The sequence below is a fragment of the Luteimonas huabeiensis HB2 genome, assembly GCF_000559025.1.
Taxonomy (GTDB): domain Bacteria; phylum Pseudomonadota; class Gammaproteobacteria; order Xanthomonadales; family Xanthomonadaceae; genus Luteimonas; species Luteimonas huabeiensis.
In genome coordinates, this window is record NZ_JAAN01000010.1 from 32,467 (window position 1) to 47,802 (window position 15,336).

Here is a 15,336-nt window from a genome sequence, read left to right on the forward strand (position 1 = left end):
GAACGGGAGACCGCTCATGACGCAACGCAACGCACGCCGCCTTCGCCTGCTCGCCGCCGCGCTGGGCCTCGCGCTCGCCGGCACCGTCGTCGCCCAGGATGCGATGCGGGAGGCGCAGGTGCGCAGCGCCCTGGAAGCGCAGGGCTATACCGACATCCATGACGTGAAGTTCGACGACGGCCTGTGGGAGGCCGATGCCACCAGCGCCGACGGCCGCAAGGTGGACGTGCGCATCGATCCGGCCAGCGGCGAGATCTTCCCCGACAACGCCGTCTCGCAGGTCTCGGAGGCCGAGGTGCGCGCGCGCCTGTCGGCGGCCGGCTACGGCCGGATCGGCGAGGTCGAGTTCGACGACGGCCTGTGGAAGGCCGAGGCCTGGAAGGCCGACGGCCGCAAGATGAAGGTGCTGCTGGCGCCGCAGGACGGCCGCGTGCTGCACGAGCGCGCCGACTGAGTCCGGATCGGCGGGCCCTCGCGCCCGCCGCGCCTACGCGCGCGGCCCGGCGCGGCGGGTGCGCAGGCGCAGCCAGAGCGTCTGCGCCGCCACCAGCGCCGCCAGCGCGGCGGCCGCCCAGGCCACGGTCCCGGCGCCGGCCAGCGCGCCGCGCGACTGTTCGACGTGGATCGCGGCCAGCCCCCAGATCGCCGCGGCGGCGTAGGCCGCGTCGCCGCGCAGGGCGCGGTTGGCGGCCAGCAGCACCGCCGCGGCCAGCGCCAGCAGGCCCAGGCTCCAGCCGAGCTGCTCGCCGCCGGGGAGCAGGCCGGCGCCGAGGCCGGCCTGGGCCAGGTTGAGGAAGGTCGCCAGCGTGAGCCAGCCGGCATGCAGCGAGAGCGCCAGCCGGGCCCAGCCGTCGCCACCGCCGCGCGCGAGCGCGATCGCCGTCCACAGCAGCGTCGCCCAGGCGCCCACGATGACCGCCAGGCAGGCCCACAGCCATTCCTGCGCGTACAGCGGCATCCATAGCGCGGTCAGCGCGAAGCCGGCGGCGGTGGCCGGAGCCACGCGGGCGAGCAGCGGGTCGTGGCGGCGCCGGCCGGTCGCCTGCCGCACGGCGTGCGCCAGGTCGAGCACGAACACCAGGCCCCAGATCGAGAACGCGTAGCCGGCGGGCACCAGCACGATCGGGTAGCGGGCCGAGACGGTGGCCTGGTCCGGGCCGAAGACTTCCATCTGCGACAGCCAGGCGACGACCGGCATCGCCAGCGCCGCGAACAGGACGAGCCAGCGCATCTTTCGAGCTCCTGTCGGGTGGGACGCGCAGCGTGACACGCCACCGCGGGCGCGCGGATGAAGACGGCGCCTAGCCGCGCAGCCAGCCCGCGGCGATCGCGACGGCGACCAGGGCCAGCGCGACCAGGGTGGCGGCGCGGCGGGCGTGTCGGTGCATCATCGGCGGACCCCCGGGCTCATACCATGTCGAAGCGTTCGGAGTAGAGGTTCCTCGCCGGCACGCCGCGCGCCAGCAGCGCCGGCTCCACCGCGTCGGCCATCGGTTCTGGACCGCAGAGGTAGCAGTGCATGCGCGCCACCTCGCCGGGCAGGCAGCGCTCGAGCAGGGCCGCATCGACGTGCCCGGTCTCGCCGGTCCAGTCCTCGGGCGGCGCCTCCAGCACGTGGATCACGGTCAGCGGCAGGCGCGCGGCGAGCGCGTCGAGCTCCTCGCGGGCGATGGCCTCGTCCAGGTTGAGGTTGGCGTAGACCAGCCACAGCGGCTCGCGCACGCCGCGCGCGGCCGCGGTGCGCAGCATCGACAGGAACGGCGTGATGCCCACGCCGCCGGCGACGAACACCGCGCCTTCGGGCGAGCGGCCGGGCACCCAGGTGAACACCCCGTAGGGGCCTTCGACGAAGGCGCGCGCGCCCGGCGCGAGGTCGCGCAGGCCGCCGGTGAAGTCGCCGAGCGCCTTGATCGTGAAGCGCAGCTCGCGCTCGCCGGCGGCCGATGCGATCGAGAACGGATGCTGCTGCAGCCGCCAGGGCGTCTCGCCCAGCGTCAGCCAGGCGAACTGTCCCGGCGCGAAGCGCAGGCCGTCGTGCCCCTCGGGCGACAGGCGCAGGGTGACCGCGTCGCCCGGCTCCGGTTCCACCGCCGCCACCCGCCACGGCCGTCGCCGCAGCCGCCACGGCCGCAGCAGCCGCGTCTCCAGCGCCAGCCACAGCGCGGCGCCGACGGCGGCCGCCAGCGCGCCCTTCTTCCACAGCGGCTGGGTGTAGTGATCGACCAGCAGCGCGTGGCCCAGGCCCAGGCCCACCACGCACAGCGCGAGCGCCCCGTGCAGCAGGCGCCAGCGCTCGTAGGAGAGCCCGAAACGCTCGCGCCAGAGCGAGGTCGCGACCAGCAGGCTGGCCGCCAGCAGCACCGCCCACAGCGACAGCGCGCGCAGCAGCCCGGCGCGCGGATCGAGGTAGGCGAGCAGCGCCGGATCGGCGGCGAACATCGTCAACGGATGGGCCAGCACCAGCGCCCACGCGAACAGGCCGGCGCGGCGGTGGAACTGCAGCAGGTCGTCCTGGCCGAGCCCGCGCGCGAACCAGCGCTGGCGCCCGGAGACCACCGACTGCGCGGCCAGCATGCCCAGGCCGAGGAAGCCGAGCATCGCCCCGGTCTCCTTCAGCCGCGCGCGCGCCGCCGGCGTCTCGCCCGACAGCGCCACCGCCATCGGCAGCAGCGCCAGCGCCATGTAGGCCAGCATCCAGCCCCAGAAGCGCAACCAGCCGAGGTTCATCGCGGCGCGCTCGCGCGCGGCGCCCGCCGCTCGATCCGCCGCAGGCCCTGCCGCATCAGCCACAGCGCGCCGACCAGGTACGGGATGCAGCTCGGCACCCACATCAGGATGCCGGCCAGTTGCTGGTCGGCGAGCGCATCCAGGCCCAGCTGCGGTGCGCGCACGGCATAGAGGGGATACAGCGCGCGCGATGCGAAGGTCAGCAGCGCGCCGAGAAAGCCCATCTGCATCATCACCGCCAGCAGCGCCACCACCGCGCCGCCGGCGCCGGTGGCCGGGTCGCGCAGGCGGCGCCAGGCCGCGGCCCAGAACCACACGCCGGCGAGCAGGAAGGTGACGTGCATGAGGTGGTGCAGGGCCTCGTCGGCGAGTACCGCCTCCAGCGCCGCGGGCAGGTGCCAGACCCACATCACCGCGCTGTGGGCGATGGCCGCGGCCGCCAGCCAGCCCGAGGCGCGCGCCAGCGGCCGCTGCAGGACGCGGTGCAGCGCACCGGACCAGCGCCGCGGCAGCGCGTACGCGGCCACCGCGAACGGCTTGCCGGCCAGCACCAGCGGCGGCACCACCGCCAGCAGCAGCATGTGCTGGGCCATGTGTGCGGCCAGCGACCACGCGCCCAGCGCGTCCAGCGGCCAGATCGCGGCCAGCGCCATCGCCGCCATGCCGGCCCAGAACGCCAGCGCGCCGGCCATGCCCACGCCGTGGCCGCGCCCGGCCTGCGACCACAGCCGCGCCAGGCCCACGGCGTACAGCGCCGCCAGCAGCGCGAAGGGCAGCAGCACGGCCGGCGACAGCGTCCACGCCTCGGCCAGCGCGGGCGGGTGCGCGGCATGCGCGCCGTGCGCGCGCGCCGCGCCGGGCAGCGACAGCAGGAGCAACGGCACGGCGGGGCGGATGCGCATGCCGGCACGCTAGCAAGCCCCCTGCCTGCGTCGTGTCTACACATGCGCCGCGCGCGCGCTCGCTTAGGCTGGCCTGCGGCGGTTCGCGGAGGCGCGCGTGTACTTCTGGCTCAAGGTCTTCCACATCGCGGCGATGGCCATCTGGTTCACCGGCCTGTTCTTCCTGCCGCGGCTGTTCGCCGCCCACCGGCGCGGCGGCGGGGACGCCGCGCCCGGCTACTTCAACCCGGTCGCCAACACCGTGTTCCTCTGGCTGGCCACGCCCGCGGCCATCGTCACCATCGCGCTCGGCCTGGCCCTGATCGCCTATCGCCCCGACGGCGCCTGGCTGGTGCTGAAGCTCGCCACGGTCGCGGTGGCGGTGCTGTTCCACCTGTACTTCGGCCTGCTGCTGTACGAACTGGGCAAGGGCAACGACCGCCACGGCCCGCTGTTCTACCGCGTCCTCGGCTGGGTGCCGCTGCTGCTGCTGCTGGGCATCGCCGCGCTGACCGCCGGCAAGCCGCGCACCGTCGGCGACCTGCCGCCGCCGCCGTCGCACGCGCCGCGCGACGGCGGCGCGGCGCTACCATGAGCGTCCATCCCGATCGTCGCCGCGCTTGCCATGCGTCCGAACCGTCCGATCCTCGCCGCCGCGCTGGCGGTCGCGCTGCCGCTCTGCGCGTTCTCGCAGGAGCGCGACTGGATCCTCAGCGGTGCGGAGCTGGCGCGCGCGCTGGAGGGCGACTTCGCGCCCGAAGCGTCGGGTGATCCGGAGCTGCGGCGCCGCCTGTCGCGCGAGCGCGGGCTGTCCTACGTGCAGGGCGTGGCGGACCTGACGCGCGGCACGCGCTGGTGCGGGCAGATCAAGCCGCACGAACTGGCCGACCGGGCGTACGCGCACCTGCGCGAGCTGCCGCCCGCGCGCCTGGAAGGCAACGCCGCGGCGCTGGCGGTCGAGGCGCTGGCGGCGCATTTCCCCTGCGAAGCGGCGCCGCGATAGTCCTCACTCCGCCGGCGGCCTGTCCTCGGCCTCGTGCGCGTGCGGATTGTCGTCGTCGCCGTAGACGCCGATGCCGTGGCGGAAGCTCAGCGTGCCGCCGAGCCAGCCGGCGATCATCACCAGCAGCAGCATCAGGCCCGACTGCAGCACGCCCCAGGGCCAGACCGCGGCGACCGGGTCCGGCGCGCGCAGCCACACGCCCAGCCCGGCCACGGCCAGCAGCATCACCGCGACGATGAAGTGGTTCCAGGCCGAAACGTGGCGGCGCACGACGCGGATCAGGAACATGTCGGCGGTGCCGATCGCGCCGGCGAGCAGGCCGACGGCCAGGCCGACGGCGTTCATCCAGTAGGCGGTCTGCGCCCAGAACGGCTGCTGCAGCCACAGCGACAACAGGTCGGCCGGCAGCACCAGCGACAGCAGCGCGATCGGGTAGACCACCAGCATCGGGTGCAGCGGGTGCTTGGCGATGGCCATCCGGCTGCGCACCGAATGGCTGACGGTCTTCGGCTTGGGCGGCTCCAGGCGGCGTCTCATCGGGCGCAGGGCGGCAGCATGAGGATGGGCAGGGCGGTGAACGCGACCGTGATCGCGGCCAGCACCGCGGCGAGCGCGGCGACCGCGGTGGCGAAGCGGCGGCGGCGTCCGTCGGCATCGGGGCGGGGATCGGCCCTGGCGGCGCGCCAGGCGCGCTGCGCGCGCAGGCCCAGCCAGGCGATGGCGGCCAGCGCCAGCGCGGTCAGCGCGACCAGCAGCCAGCTCGCCGCTTCCGCCTCCACGCCGGCGATGGCCATCCGGCGGCGCAGCCAGCCTTCGCCGCAGGCCAGGCCCTGCAGGCTGTAGACGACCGCGAAGTGCAGTGCCCACACCGCCAGCGGCGCGGCGATCCCGGACAGGCGCTGGGGCGAGAGCGCGCGCATCAGATCGCCCTCGGGAACAGGTGGATCACGATCCACGCCACCGCGCCGATGCCGACCGTGTAGCGCCAGAAGCCGGCCGCCACCCGCGCTTCCAGCGGGCGCTCGGCGCGGACGAAGCCGGCGCGCGCGCGCGCGGCCACGAACAGCGAGATCAGCGCGGCGATCGCCACGTGCACGAGCTGGAAGCCGGCCAGCGTCCACACCACCGAGGCGTAGGCGTGCGCCTGCGGCGCGCCGACCGGCCCGGCCAGGGCCCAGGCGTGGGCGCCGACGAAGGCCGCGCCCAGCGCGGCGGCGGCCAGGTGCGGCGCCGCGATCGTCGCCGGCGACGGGGCGCGCACCGCGCGGCCGGCCCAGGCCGCCGCGGCCGCGAGCGCGCCCAGCAGCGCCAGCGCCAGCAGCGGCGGGCCCCAGGGCCCCACCGCGATGCCCGCCGGCGGCCAGGCCGGCGTGCCCAGCCAGAGATAGAAGTAGGCGAACACCAGCGAGGCGAACAGCGAGCCGTCGATCAGCAGCGCGATCACCAGCGCCCACCAGCCCGGCGCGTTGCGGCAGGCGTACTGCGAGGGCAGCGTGAGGCCGCGGCCGGCGTCGATGCGCAGCGGCGCGTGGCGATCGCCGGTGGTCCAGGCCCAGGCGCCGAACAGCGCCAGCAGCGGCGCCAGCATCAGCGCCGCGCCCCAGTAAAGCTTGGCGATGAAGCAGGCCAGCAAGGCGGCGATGGCCAGCGCCGACAGCAGCGGCAGCCAGGTGGAGCTCGACACGCGGATCACCTGCTCGGGTTCGGCACCGAGCATGCTGGTGCCGAGCACTTCGCGGCGGCCGTCGCGCGGATCGCCGAGCAGGCCGTCGGTGCGCGCGCACTCGTCGGCCAGCGCCGGCCGCGACCACAGCGGGTAGCGGTCGTCGACGATCGGCACGGAGGCGAAGTTGTACTGCGGGACCGGCCAGGACAGCGCCCATTCCAGCGTGCCGGCCTCCCAGGGATTGCGCTGCGCGGCGCGGTGGCCCAGGCGGAAGCTCAGCGCCACGTCGACCAGGATCGCGACCATGCCCACCGCCAGCAGGAAGCCGGCCGCGGTGGAGAGCAGGTTGAGCCATTCCACGCCGAGGTCGAGCGGGTAGGTGTACACGCGCCGCGGCAGGCCCAGCAGGCCGGTCAGGTGCATCGGCAGGAAGGCGAGGTTGAAGCCGACGAAGACCATCCAGAACGCGCTGCGGCCCAGGCTTTCCGACGGCATGCGTCCGGAGGCCAGCGGCAGCCAGTAGTAGAGGCCGGCGAACATCGGGAACATCAGCCCGCCGATCAGCACGTAGTGCAGGTGGGCGACCACGAAGTGGGTGTCGTGGGCCTGCCAGTCGAAGGGCACGAAGGCCAGCATGACGCCGGTCAGCCCGCCCAGCACGAAGACGAAGAAGAACCCGGCCAGGTGCAGCATCGGCAGCCGCAGCCAGGGCCGTCCGGCCCACAGGGTGGCGATCCAGGCGAAGGTCTGGATGCCCATGGGGATCGCCACCGCCATGCTCGCCGCGCTGAAGAACGCCAGCGCCAGCAGCGGGATGCCGACGGTGAACATGTGGTGCACCCACAGCCCGAAGCTGAGGAAGCCGGTGCCCACGATCGCCAGCACGATCCAGGTGTAGCCCACGATCGGGCGGCGGGCGAAGGTGGCCACCAGCATCGACACCACGCCCGCCGCCGGCAGGAAGATGATGTAGACCTCCGGGTGGCCGAACAGCCAGAACAGGTGCTGCCACAGCAGCGGGTCGCCGCCGCGCGGCACGTCGAAGAACGCGAAGTCGAACGCGCGCTGGATCTCCAGCAGCACGCTGGCCAGGATCAGCGGCGGGAAGCCGAACGCGATCATGAAGGCCATGACCAGGATCGCCCAGCAGAACAGCGGCATGCGCTGGATGCCCATGCCGGGCGCGCGGGTGAGCAGGATCGCCACGATCAGCTCCACCGCCGCGGTGACCGCCGCGATCTCGGCGAAGGTCACCCCGATCAGCCAGAAGTCGGCGCCCAGGCCGGGCGAATAGGTCGCGTCGGTCAGCGGCACGTACATGAACCAGCCGCCGTCGGGCGCGGCGCCGAACAGGAAGCTCGAATACAGGAACAGCCCCCCGAACAGGTAGCACCACCAGCCGAACGCGGACATGCGCGGGAACGGCAGGTCGCGCGCGCCGAGCATCTTCGGCACCAGGTACATCGCGAAGCCTTCCATGATCGGCACCGCGAACAGGAACATCATCGTGGTGCCGTGCATGGTCACGAACTGGTTGTAGCGCTCGGGATCAAGCACCTCCAGGCCGGGCCAGGCGAGCTGCAGGCGGATGAACATCGACAGCATGCCGCCGACCAGCAGGAAGGCGAAGCCGGTGACGATGAAGCGCATCGCGATGGTGCCGTGGTTGACCGCGGTGAGCTGGCCGGCCAGCCCGGGGGCGTTGGCCCAGATGCGCGCCAGCGCCTGCAGGCGGCGGCGGTTCTCGCCCTCGTCGATGCGGCCCGGGCCGTGCGCGGCGGTGGTCATGGCGCGGGCGCCTGCGCGCCGCCGGCCTCGCGCCAGGCCCGCCACTCGGCGGGCGCCAGCACCTGCACCCCGAACGCCATCCGGGTGTGCTCCAGGCCGCAGAACTCCGCGCACTGCCCGCGCAGCGGGCGGCCGCCGTCGTCGTCGGCGCGCAGCCGCAGCAGGTTGACGCGGCCGGGAACGGCATCGACCTTGCCGCCCAGCCGCGGGATCCAGAAGCTGTGCACCACGTCCTCGCTCAGCACGCGGAACTCCACCATCTCGCCGCGCGGCAGGTACAGCGCATCGAAGCTGCGCGCGAGCACGGTGCCGGCGTCGTCGAGGTAGCGGAACTCCCAGGCCCACTGCCTGGCGACCACCTCGATCGCGTGGTCGGGGCGCTGGCCGAGGCCGGTCACGCGACCGCTGGTCGCGGTGCCCCAGGCCAGCAGCGCGACCAGCGCGATCGTCGGCAGCACCAGGCCGCCGGCGACGATCAGCCGCTGCGGCTCGCGCAGCGCGCGGGTGTTGCGCCCGCGCAGCAGCGCGTAGACGACGAAGCCCATCACCAGCAGCCAGATCGCGGCGGCGCCGCCGGCCATCAGCCACCAGGTGCGGGCGATGGCCTCGGCGGCGGGGCCGGCGGGATCGAGGGTGGACTGCGGCCCGTGGCGGCAGCCCGCGAGCGCCAGCGCGGCGGCGATGGCGGCCGCGTCGTGGAAAGAACCTGCTGGTCGCCGCATCGTGCTGCCGTGTCCTCCTGCCGTGCTTCGCATGGGGGCCCCGCGCGTCCGGATGGACGACGCGAGATCCACGCTAGCGATGCCGCGGGGCAGGCGGCGTGAATGCGATGCGCGTCGGCGGCGCCGGCGCGATAAGATGAACGGGTCGCGCACCGCGATGGAAACGGGGGCCACGCCATGCATCTCAACGACGTCACCTGGATCCTGGTGGTGCTGCTGATCGCGGTCCCGGTGCTGATCGTCGCGGCGCTGCGCTTCGCCTTCCGCCATCGCGGCGGGATCGGCACCGGCATCGGCGGGGCGATCTTCGTGACCCTGTGCTGGGCGACGGCGCTGGCGATCATCCTGTACCGGGTCGGCGTCTTCGGCCGGTAGCGGCGCGACGCTACCCGGCCATCAGACCGATCACCACCGCGTTGATCAGGTCGATGAAGAAGCCGCACACCAGCGGCACGACCACGAAGGCCTTGGGCGCGGCCCCGTACTCGCGGGTCACCGCGCTCATGTTGGCCACCGCGGTGGCGGTGGAGCCCAGGGTGATGCCGCCGAAGCCGGCGCAGATCACCGCCGCCTCGTAGTCGCGGCCCATGGCCCGGAACACCACCAGCATGGTGAACAGCACCACCATCAGGATCTGCAGGGTCATGGTCACGGCGATGAAGGCCAGCATCGGCTGCAGCGCCCACAGCTGCAGGCCCATCAGCGCCATGGTCAGGAACAGGCCGAGGCTGATGTCGGAGATCAGCGCGATGCCCGGCTGCATGCTGTCGTAGCGCCACAGCCGGCCGCCGCGCGGCGGCGACAGCAGGTCGCCGAGCGCGCGCATCAGGATGCCGGCCAGCAGGCAGCCGACGAAGGCGGGCAGGTTGAGGCCGGTGTTGGCGATCAGCGCGCCGATGCCGTGCCCCAGCATCAGCGCCACGTTGAGCCAGAACACCGCCAGCAGCACGCCGTGGTAGTTGAGCCGCTGGCGCGAGGTGTCGCCGTAGAGCGTGCCGACCTCCAGGTCGGCGTCGGCCGAGGGCATCACCGGGTGGCGGCGGATCAGCGAGCCGGCGATCGGGCCGCCGATCGTGCAGGCCGCGACCAGGCCGATCATGTTGGCGGCCAGGCCCAGCTCGCCGGCGCCCTCGATGCCCAGCACCTCGGCGAAGTGCGGCGCCCACGCCAGCGTGGTGCCGACGCCGCCGGTCAGCGAGATCGAGCCCACCATCAGGCCCGCGCGCGGGTCCATGCCGAACAGGCTCGCCAGCGCCATGCCCACGCCGTTCTGCATCACCATGAAGGCGCTGGCCAGCGCCACCAGCACCACCAGCAGGCGCCCGCCCTTGAACAGCGCGCGGATGTCGGAATTCAGGCCCAGCGCGGCGAAGAAGTAGAGCAGCAGCATGTCGCGCGCGCCGAGGTCGAACTCCACCCGCAGGTCGAAGCCGTAGTACAGCACGCACACCACCAGCGCGCAGAGCATGCCGCCGACCACCGGCTCGGGGATGCCGTAGCGGCGCAGCGGCGCCACGCGCTCGGCCAGGCCCTTGCCGACGAACAGCAGCAGGATCGCGAGGGTGAAGCCGACGAAGGCGTCGATCTGGACGAGGTCTCGCATGGGGCTCCGGGGGTCAGGGGCTGCCGGGCAGCGGCGCGCGGGCGGGGGCGTCGCCGCTCTCGCGCAGGTCCTCGTGGAGGATGCGGCGGATCTCCAGGATCGCCTCGGCGCTGCGCTGCACGCTGTGGCCGGAGACGATCACCCGCTCGGACACCGCGCCCGGCAGGTGCGCGCTGCGATAGGGCACCAGCCCGTCGTCGCTGTCCTCCAGCGCGCCGGCGGCGCTGGCGCGGGCGACGATCGAGTGGTAGCGCACGGACGGGGAGATCGGCAGGTCGGCGGCGGCGCGCACGAACGGGTCGTTCGCGTCGAGGTTGTCGATGCTGTTGGGCAGCCGCGGCTCGTCGGCGCCCGGCTCGCCGGCCAGCGCCTGGAGCGCGTCGCCGAAGCCTTCCAGCACGGTGATCGGCAGGCGCACCAGCCGCGACAGGAAGCGGCCCGCGCGGCTGCCGGCCACCGCGGTGCCGCGGTGCGGCGCGGCGATGAAGATCGCCCGTTCCACGCCCGGGAACGGCGCGAAGCCCAGCACCGGCTGCAGCCGCGGCCGCGCGCGCGCGAGCCGGTCCGGGTCGGGTTCGCGTTCGGCCAGGACGGCGTCCCACAGCCGGTCGCCCGCCGAGGAGACCATCAGCCGCGAGATCACCCCGCCCATGCTGTGGCCGATCAGCACGATGTCGCGCGAGGCCGGCATCAGCCGGAAGGGATCGACGCGGTCCAGCGCGTCGGACACGGTGCGGCGGATGGCGGCGTGGTTGAGCGCGATCGGCGCGTTGGTGGGGTAGTAGACCTGCCAGATCTGGAAGCGCTGGCGCAGGGTCTCGTCGCCGAGGATCTCGTTGGCCAGGTTGACCCAGGCCTCGGGGCTGCTGGCCAGCCCGTGCAGCATGAGGACGATGCGGCGATCGGGATCGTAGGGCTGCATCATGTACAGGTGCGGGCGGGCGATGCCGTGCTCGCGCCCGAACAGCGTGCGCAGCGACTGCCGCGAAAAGCCCGAGCGCGCCAGCCACAGGCCGTAGCCGGCGGTGAAGTTGGCCGCCAGCGGCACCCGCTGGCCGCGCAGGTCCACTTCGGCGTCGACGTAGGGGTCGTGCACGCTCATGCGCGTGCGCCGGGTGCGCAGCACGGCGTCGAGATCGTCGCCCTCGAAGCGCAGCAGCACGGTCAGCGCCGGGAACGGCATCTCGCTCCAGTCCGGTGCCCGCGGCGGCGCGGGCGCCGGCGCCGCCGCGGGCGCGGTCACCGGATCGTCCATCACCGCCACCAGCTCGGCGCCGAAGCCATCGCGGCGGTAGACGCTGCGCAGGCCCTGGAACGACAGCGACGAGGCCGGCAGCAGCTCGCGCACGGTGTCCACGCCCTCGGGCATGCGCACCCCGCGCAGGTCCACCCGCAGGGTCCAGCCGGCGCGCCTCGCCTCCAGCGCATCGCCGCCGGCGGCGGCAGCCTCGTGCGCGCGCGCATCGAACAGTTGCGTGACGGCCTGCTGCACGGCGTGGTTGTACCAGTCGCGGACCTGGGTCTGGCGATCCTCGAAGGCGCGCGCGTCCGGCGGGCGCTCGCTGAAGAACAGGTAGGCGTAGGCGTGGCGGGCGGTCTCCAGCCAGGCGTCGAGCCGCGCGTCGTCCATGGCGCGGTCGCCGGCCGGCAGCAGGGTCGCCCGCTGCAGCCACAGTTCCGAGAGCGCCGACTGCCTGCGCTCGGCGGTCAGACCCTCGGCGTCGGCCAGCGCCTGGATGCAGGCCGGGCCGGGCTGCGCACAGGGGCCCTCGTCCAGGCCGGCGACCTGCAGCGTCTCCCGCGTGGCCGCGCTGAGCGTGCCCTGGGTGAGCAGGTCGCCGCGCTTGAGCGCGATGTACTCGCCCGCGCTCATCTGCCGCACCTCGACCGAAGGACCGAACTCGCGCAGCACCGCGCAGCCGCCCAGCAGCAGGACGGCGGCCGCGGCCAGCAGGCCGCGCGCGCAGGCCACGGCGCCGCGGCGCAGGGGAGCGGGACGGCGGCGGCCGGGGCTCATCGCGGCTGCAGCACGTCGAGCAGCAGGCGCGCATGCGCCTGGCGCATCTGCGCCAGCGACATCGGCACCGCCTCCTTGAGGGTGATGTACATGTTCATCCACATCACCACCGGCGCCACCGCCAGCTCGAAATGCTCGGTCAGGGCGCTGGGCCGCATCACCCCGCGGCGCACGCACGCGTCGACGAAGGCCTGGTCGCGCTGGCGCCGTGCGGTGGTCTGCGCGTGCCAGCGCCGGATCAGGCCCGGCGCGCGCTCGCTCTCGGCGATCAGCAGGCGGAAGGTGGCCAGCACCACCGGATCCTGCAGCCGCCCGTACAGGGACTGGATGTAGGACTCGACCAGCTCGGGCAGCGGCATGTCGGGGTCCGGCTCCCAGGCGCCCTCGGGCGGGCTCTGCGGGCTGAGCACCTCCATCAGCAGGGCCTCGAAGATTTCGTCCTTGCCGGCGTAGTGCGCGTAGATGCCGCTCTTGGACAGCCCCGCGCGCGCGGCGATGTCCTCGATCCGGGCCGCGGCGAAACCGTGCTGGGAGAATTCGGCCAGGACCGCGTGGAGGATCTGCTGCGTGCGGATCTCGGGCTTGAGCCGGATGCGCTTGCGGCCGGCGGATGGGCGGGATGGCGTCATGGGCCGGGGGGGCTCCGGGTCGGCGGCGCGCGTGCGCGCCTGGCATAACGGAAAGGGCGGGATTCTAGACCGTGCCCCGCGCGCGGACCGTCGCAGGCCGCGGCCGCCGGGGCAGCCCGCCCAGTGTAGACTAACGACTCCGCGGTCGTTAGATTGATCGCGATCAATGCGGGGCCACCGCCGGACCGCGATCCTGCTACGGCCGCGGCGCCATGCCGCGGCGCGGGCGGACCGAAACGGAAGGAGCGGACATGGGCGCGCTGGACGGCAAACGCGGGTGGGTGGTGGGCATCGCCGACGACCGCAGCATCGCTGCCGAGCTCGGGCCGCGCCGGTCGCCGCGCTCCTGCTCGCGGCGGGCGCGCTGTGGCCCGCATCGCCCCTGCTCGCGGCGGAGGGGTGCCGCGCACGCGCCGCGCCGCTCGCGGCCCGTTCCACCTTCAACCTGCGCATCGACAACGACATGTTCGGTGGCGCCGGCCAGGACCAGGGCTACACCAACGGCTTCCTGCTCAGCATGGTGTCGCCGAACCTGCTCGACTACCTCGACGATCCCTGCCTGCCGCTGCTCGTGCGCCGCTTGAACGGGTATCTGACGCGCCTGCAGCCGGAGGGGTTCGACGAGCAGAACATGACCATCGGCCTGGGCCAGATGATGTACACGCCGGTGGACCACGCGCGGACCGACCTGATCCCGGACGACCGCCCCTATGCCGGGGCGCTGATGTTCAGCCTCGGCTACAACGCCCGGCGCGGCGACCATCTGCGCACCACACAGGTCCGCGTCGGCGTGGTCGGTCCAGCGTCGCAGGCCGATGCGATCCAGGACGGGTGGCATGATCTGATCGGGGCCGATCGGTTCCAGGGGTGGCAGCATCAGCTGCGCGACGAGCCGGTGTTCCAGCTGATCCACGAGCGCCGCAGGCGACTGCGGCGGCAGGCGGGCGCCACGGGCTGGGGCTGGGACCTGACCCGGCACTGGGGCGCGAGCCTGGGCAACTTCGCGACCTACGCCAACTTCGGCGGCGAACTGCGCCTGGGCCTGCGTCTGCCCGACGACTTCGGCACCGCGCCGCTGCGCCCGGCCGGCGAGAACACCGCGCCGGTCAATGCGACCGGCGACGGTCGGTGGAACGGGCACCTCTTCATCGCCGCCGACGCGCGCTGGGTGCTGCGCGACATCACCCTGGACGGCAATACCTTCAAGTCCAGCCACAGCGTGGACAAGCGCCCGTTCGTCGCCGACCTCGGCTACGGGCTCGCGGTCTACCGCGGCCACTGGCGGCTGGCGTTCGCGCGCTACCACCGCACCCGCGAATTCGACGGCCAGGGCGAGGTGCCGGTCTACGGCACCATCACCCTCGGCAGGCGGTTCTGATCCTTCCCTTCATGTCGCAGACCCGAGACGCCATGCCCCGACTGATTCTGCCGATGCCCGGCAACGAGGCCTTCGCCGCACGCCTGGCCGCTGCCCTCGACGCCCAGGTCGGCCGCGTCGAGACCCGGCGCTTTCCCGACGGCGAAAGCTACGTGCGCCTGCACGGCGATCCCGCCGGCCGGGCGGTCGATCTGGTCTGCACGCTGGCGCGCCCGGATCCGCAGTTCCTGCCGCTGGTCTTCGCCGCCGATGCCGCGCGCGAACTCGGCGCCGCCCAGGTGAACCTGATCGCGCCGTACCTGGCCTACATGCGCCAGGACAGCCGCTTCCGGCCGGGGGAATGCATCACGTCGCGCTCGTTCGCGCGCCTGCTGTCGTCGACCTTCGATCGCTTGCTGACCGTCGATCCGCACCTGCACCGGCACCCGGCGCTGTCGGCGATCTACGCCATGCCCACCGCGACCCTGCAGGCCGCGCCGCTGCTGGCCGGCTGGATCGCCGCGAACGTGGACGCGCCGCTGATCGTCGGCCCGGACGAGGAGAGCGAGCAGTGGGCGGGCGCCATCGCGCGCGGGATCGGTGCGCCGCACGCGGTGCTGCGCAAGACCCGGCACGGCGATCGCGCCGTGGAGATCGACGTGCCCGATCTGTCCCGGCATCGCGGGCGTACCGCGGTGCTGGTGGACGACATCGCCTCGTCCGGGCGCACCCTGGCCGTGGCCGCGCGCAAGCTGTCCGAACAGGGCTTCGCCCGGCCCGAGTGCGTGGTGGTGCACGCGCTGTTCGCCGACGAGGCCTTCGCCGAGCTGGCGCCGCTGTTCGCGCGCATCAGCTCCACCGATGCGGTGCCGCACCCGAGCAACCGCATCGCGCTGGCGCCGTTGCTGGCCGACGCGCTGCAGCGCGACCTGCGCGATTGAAC

The 15,336-nt window shown here is 73.7% G+C and carries 16 protein-coding genes; 6 read left to right on the forward strand and 10 right to left on the reverse strand.

The window, feature by feature from the left end:
* Nucleotides 1-16: 16 nt before the first annotated feature.
* Nucleotides 17-454, forward strand: coding sequence for a PepSY domain-containing protein (locus tag Z164_RS0101940; RefSeq protein WP_024889061.1), 438 nt, complete (start codon nt 17-19; stop codon nt 452-454).
* A 33-nt stretch (nt 455-487) separates the two neighbouring features.
* On the opposite strand, the gene Z164_RS0101945 is transcribed toward Z164_RS0101940, so the two are convergent.
* The 3 genes from Z164_RS0101945 to Z164_RS0101960 all read right to left on the reverse strand — a co-directional run bounded on the left by Z164_RS0101945 (nt 488) and on the right by Z164_RS0101960 (nt 3,629).
* Nucleotides 488-1,231: a hypothetical protein gene (locus Z164_RS0101945; protein ID WP_024889062.1), complete on the reverse strand. Its 744-nt coding sequence runs from the start codon at nt 1,229-1,231 to the stop codon at nt 488-490.
* Between the two features lie 176 nt (nt 1,232-1,407).
* The gene (locus Z164_RS0101955; protein ID WP_024889063.1) at nt 1,408-2,727 is read right to left on the reverse strand and encodes a ferredoxin reductase family protein; all 1,320 of its coding nucleotides are present in this window, start codon (nt 2,725-2,727) and stop codon (nt 1,408-1,410) included.
* Nucleotides 2,724-3,629: a cytochrome c oxidase assembly protein gene (locus Z164_RS0101960; RefSeq protein ID WP_024889064.1), complete on the reverse strand. Its 906-nt coding sequence runs from the start codon at nt 3,627-3,629 to the stop codon at nt 2,724-2,726. Before Z164_RS0101960 ends, Z164_RS0101955 begins: the two co-directional genes overlap by 4 nt.
* Before the next feature lie 97 nt (nt 3,630-3,726).
* Here Z164_RS0101960 and Z164_RS21235 point away from each other — a divergent pair, with 97 nt between their 5' ends.
* Nucleotides 3,727-4,203 carry a CopD family protein gene (locus Z164_RS21235; RefSeq protein ID WP_024889065.1) on the forward strand — a complete coding sequence of 159 codons (477 nt, stop codon included), beginning with the start codon at nt 3,727-3,729 and terminating at the stop codon, nt 4,201-4,203.
* A gap of 30 nt (nt 4,204-4,233) precedes the next feature.
* Complete coding sequence (locus Z164_RS0101970; protein ID WP_024889066.1) at nt 4,234-4,611, forward strand: Rap1a/Tai family immunity protein; 378 nt, start codon at nt 4,234-4,236, stop codon at nt 4,609-4,611.
* Nucleotides 4,612-4,614: 3 nt separating this feature from the next.
* On the opposite strand, the gene Z164_RS0101975 is transcribed toward Z164_RS0101970, so the two are convergent.
* The 4 genes from Z164_RS0101975 to coxB are packed head-to-tail and all read right to left on the reverse strand — an operon-like array spanning nt 4,615 to nt 8,787.
* On the reverse strand, nt 4,615-5,148 hold the full coding sequence (locus Z164_RS0101975; protein ID WP_024889067.1) for a DUF2231 domain-containing protein: 534 nt from the start codon (nt 5,146-5,148) through the stop codon (nt 4,615-4,617).
* Nucleotides 5,145-5,531, reverse strand: coding sequence for a hypothetical protein (locus Z164_RS21240; protein ID WP_024889068.1), 387 nt, complete (start codon nt 5,529-5,531; stop codon nt 5,145-5,147). Before Z164_RS21240 ends, Z164_RS0101975 begins: the two co-directional genes overlap by 4 nt.
* A complete protein-coding gene (ctaD, locus tag Z164_RS0101985; protein WP_081770027.1) occupies nt 5,531-8,065 on the reverse strand; it encodes a cytochrome c oxidase subunit I in 2,535 nt (844 codons plus the stop codon). The genes Z164_RS21240 and ctaD overlap by 1 nt, the downstream gene beginning before the upstream one ends.
* On the reverse strand, nt 8,062-8,787 hold the full coding sequence (gene coxB, locus Z164_RS0101990) for a cytochrome c oxidase subunit II (RefSeq protein WP_024889070.1): 726 nt from the start codon (nt 8,785-8,787) through the stop codon (nt 8,062-8,064). Before coxB ends, ctaD begins: the two co-directional genes overlap by 4 nt.
* Before the next feature lie 177 nt (nt 8,788-8,964).
* On the opposite strand from coxB, the gene Z164_RS0101995 reads away from it, so the two are divergent.
* Complete coding sequence (locus Z164_RS0101995) at nt 8,965-9,162, forward strand: hypothetical protein (protein ID WP_024889071.1); 198 nt, start codon at nt 8,965-8,967, stop codon at nt 9,160-9,162.
* A gap of 10 nt (nt 9,163-9,172) precedes the next feature.
* Here Z164_RS0101995 and gltS read toward each other — a convergent pair whose 3' ends face one another.
* The 3 genes from gltS to Z164_RS0102010 are packed head-to-tail and all read right to left on the reverse strand — an operon-like array spanning nt 9,173 to nt 13,036.
* Nucleotides 9,173-10,390 carry a sodium/glutamate symporter gene (gene gltS, locus Z164_RS0102000; protein WP_024889072.1) on the reverse strand — a complete coding sequence of 406 codons (1,218 nt, stop codon included), beginning with the start codon at nt 10,388-10,390 and terminating at the stop codon, nt 9,173-9,175.
* A 13-nt stretch (nt 10,391-10,403) separates the two neighbouring features.
* Nucleotides 10,404-12,407, reverse strand: coding sequence for an esterase/lipase family protein (locus Z164_RS0102005; RefSeq protein WP_024889073.1), 2,004 nt, complete (start codon nt 12,405-12,407; stop codon nt 10,404-10,406).
* Nucleotides 12,404-13,036, reverse strand: coding sequence for a TetR/AcrR family transcriptional regulator (locus tag Z164_RS0102010; protein ID WP_024889074.1), 633 nt, complete (start codon nt 13,034-13,036; stop codon nt 12,404-12,406). The genes Z164_RS0102005 and Z164_RS0102010 overlap by 4 nt, the downstream gene beginning before the upstream one ends.
* 277 nt (nt 13,037-13,313) lie before the next feature.
* On the opposite strand from Z164_RS0102010, the gene Z164_RS0102015 reads away from it, so the two are divergent.
* Nucleotides 13,314-14,414 (forward strand): lipid A deacylase LpxR family protein, encoded by a 1,101-nt coding sequence (locus tag Z164_RS0102015; protein WP_024889075.1) that lies wholly within the window; start codon nt 13,314-13,316, stop codon nt 14,412-14,414.
* 32 nt (nt 14,415-14,446) lie between these two features.
* Nucleotides 14,447-15,334, forward strand: coding sequence for a ribose-phosphate pyrophosphokinase (locus Z164_RS0102020; RefSeq protein WP_024889076.1), 888 nt, complete (start codon nt 14,447-14,449; stop codon nt 15,332-15,334).
* Nucleotides 15,335-15,336: the final 2 nt, after the last annotated feature.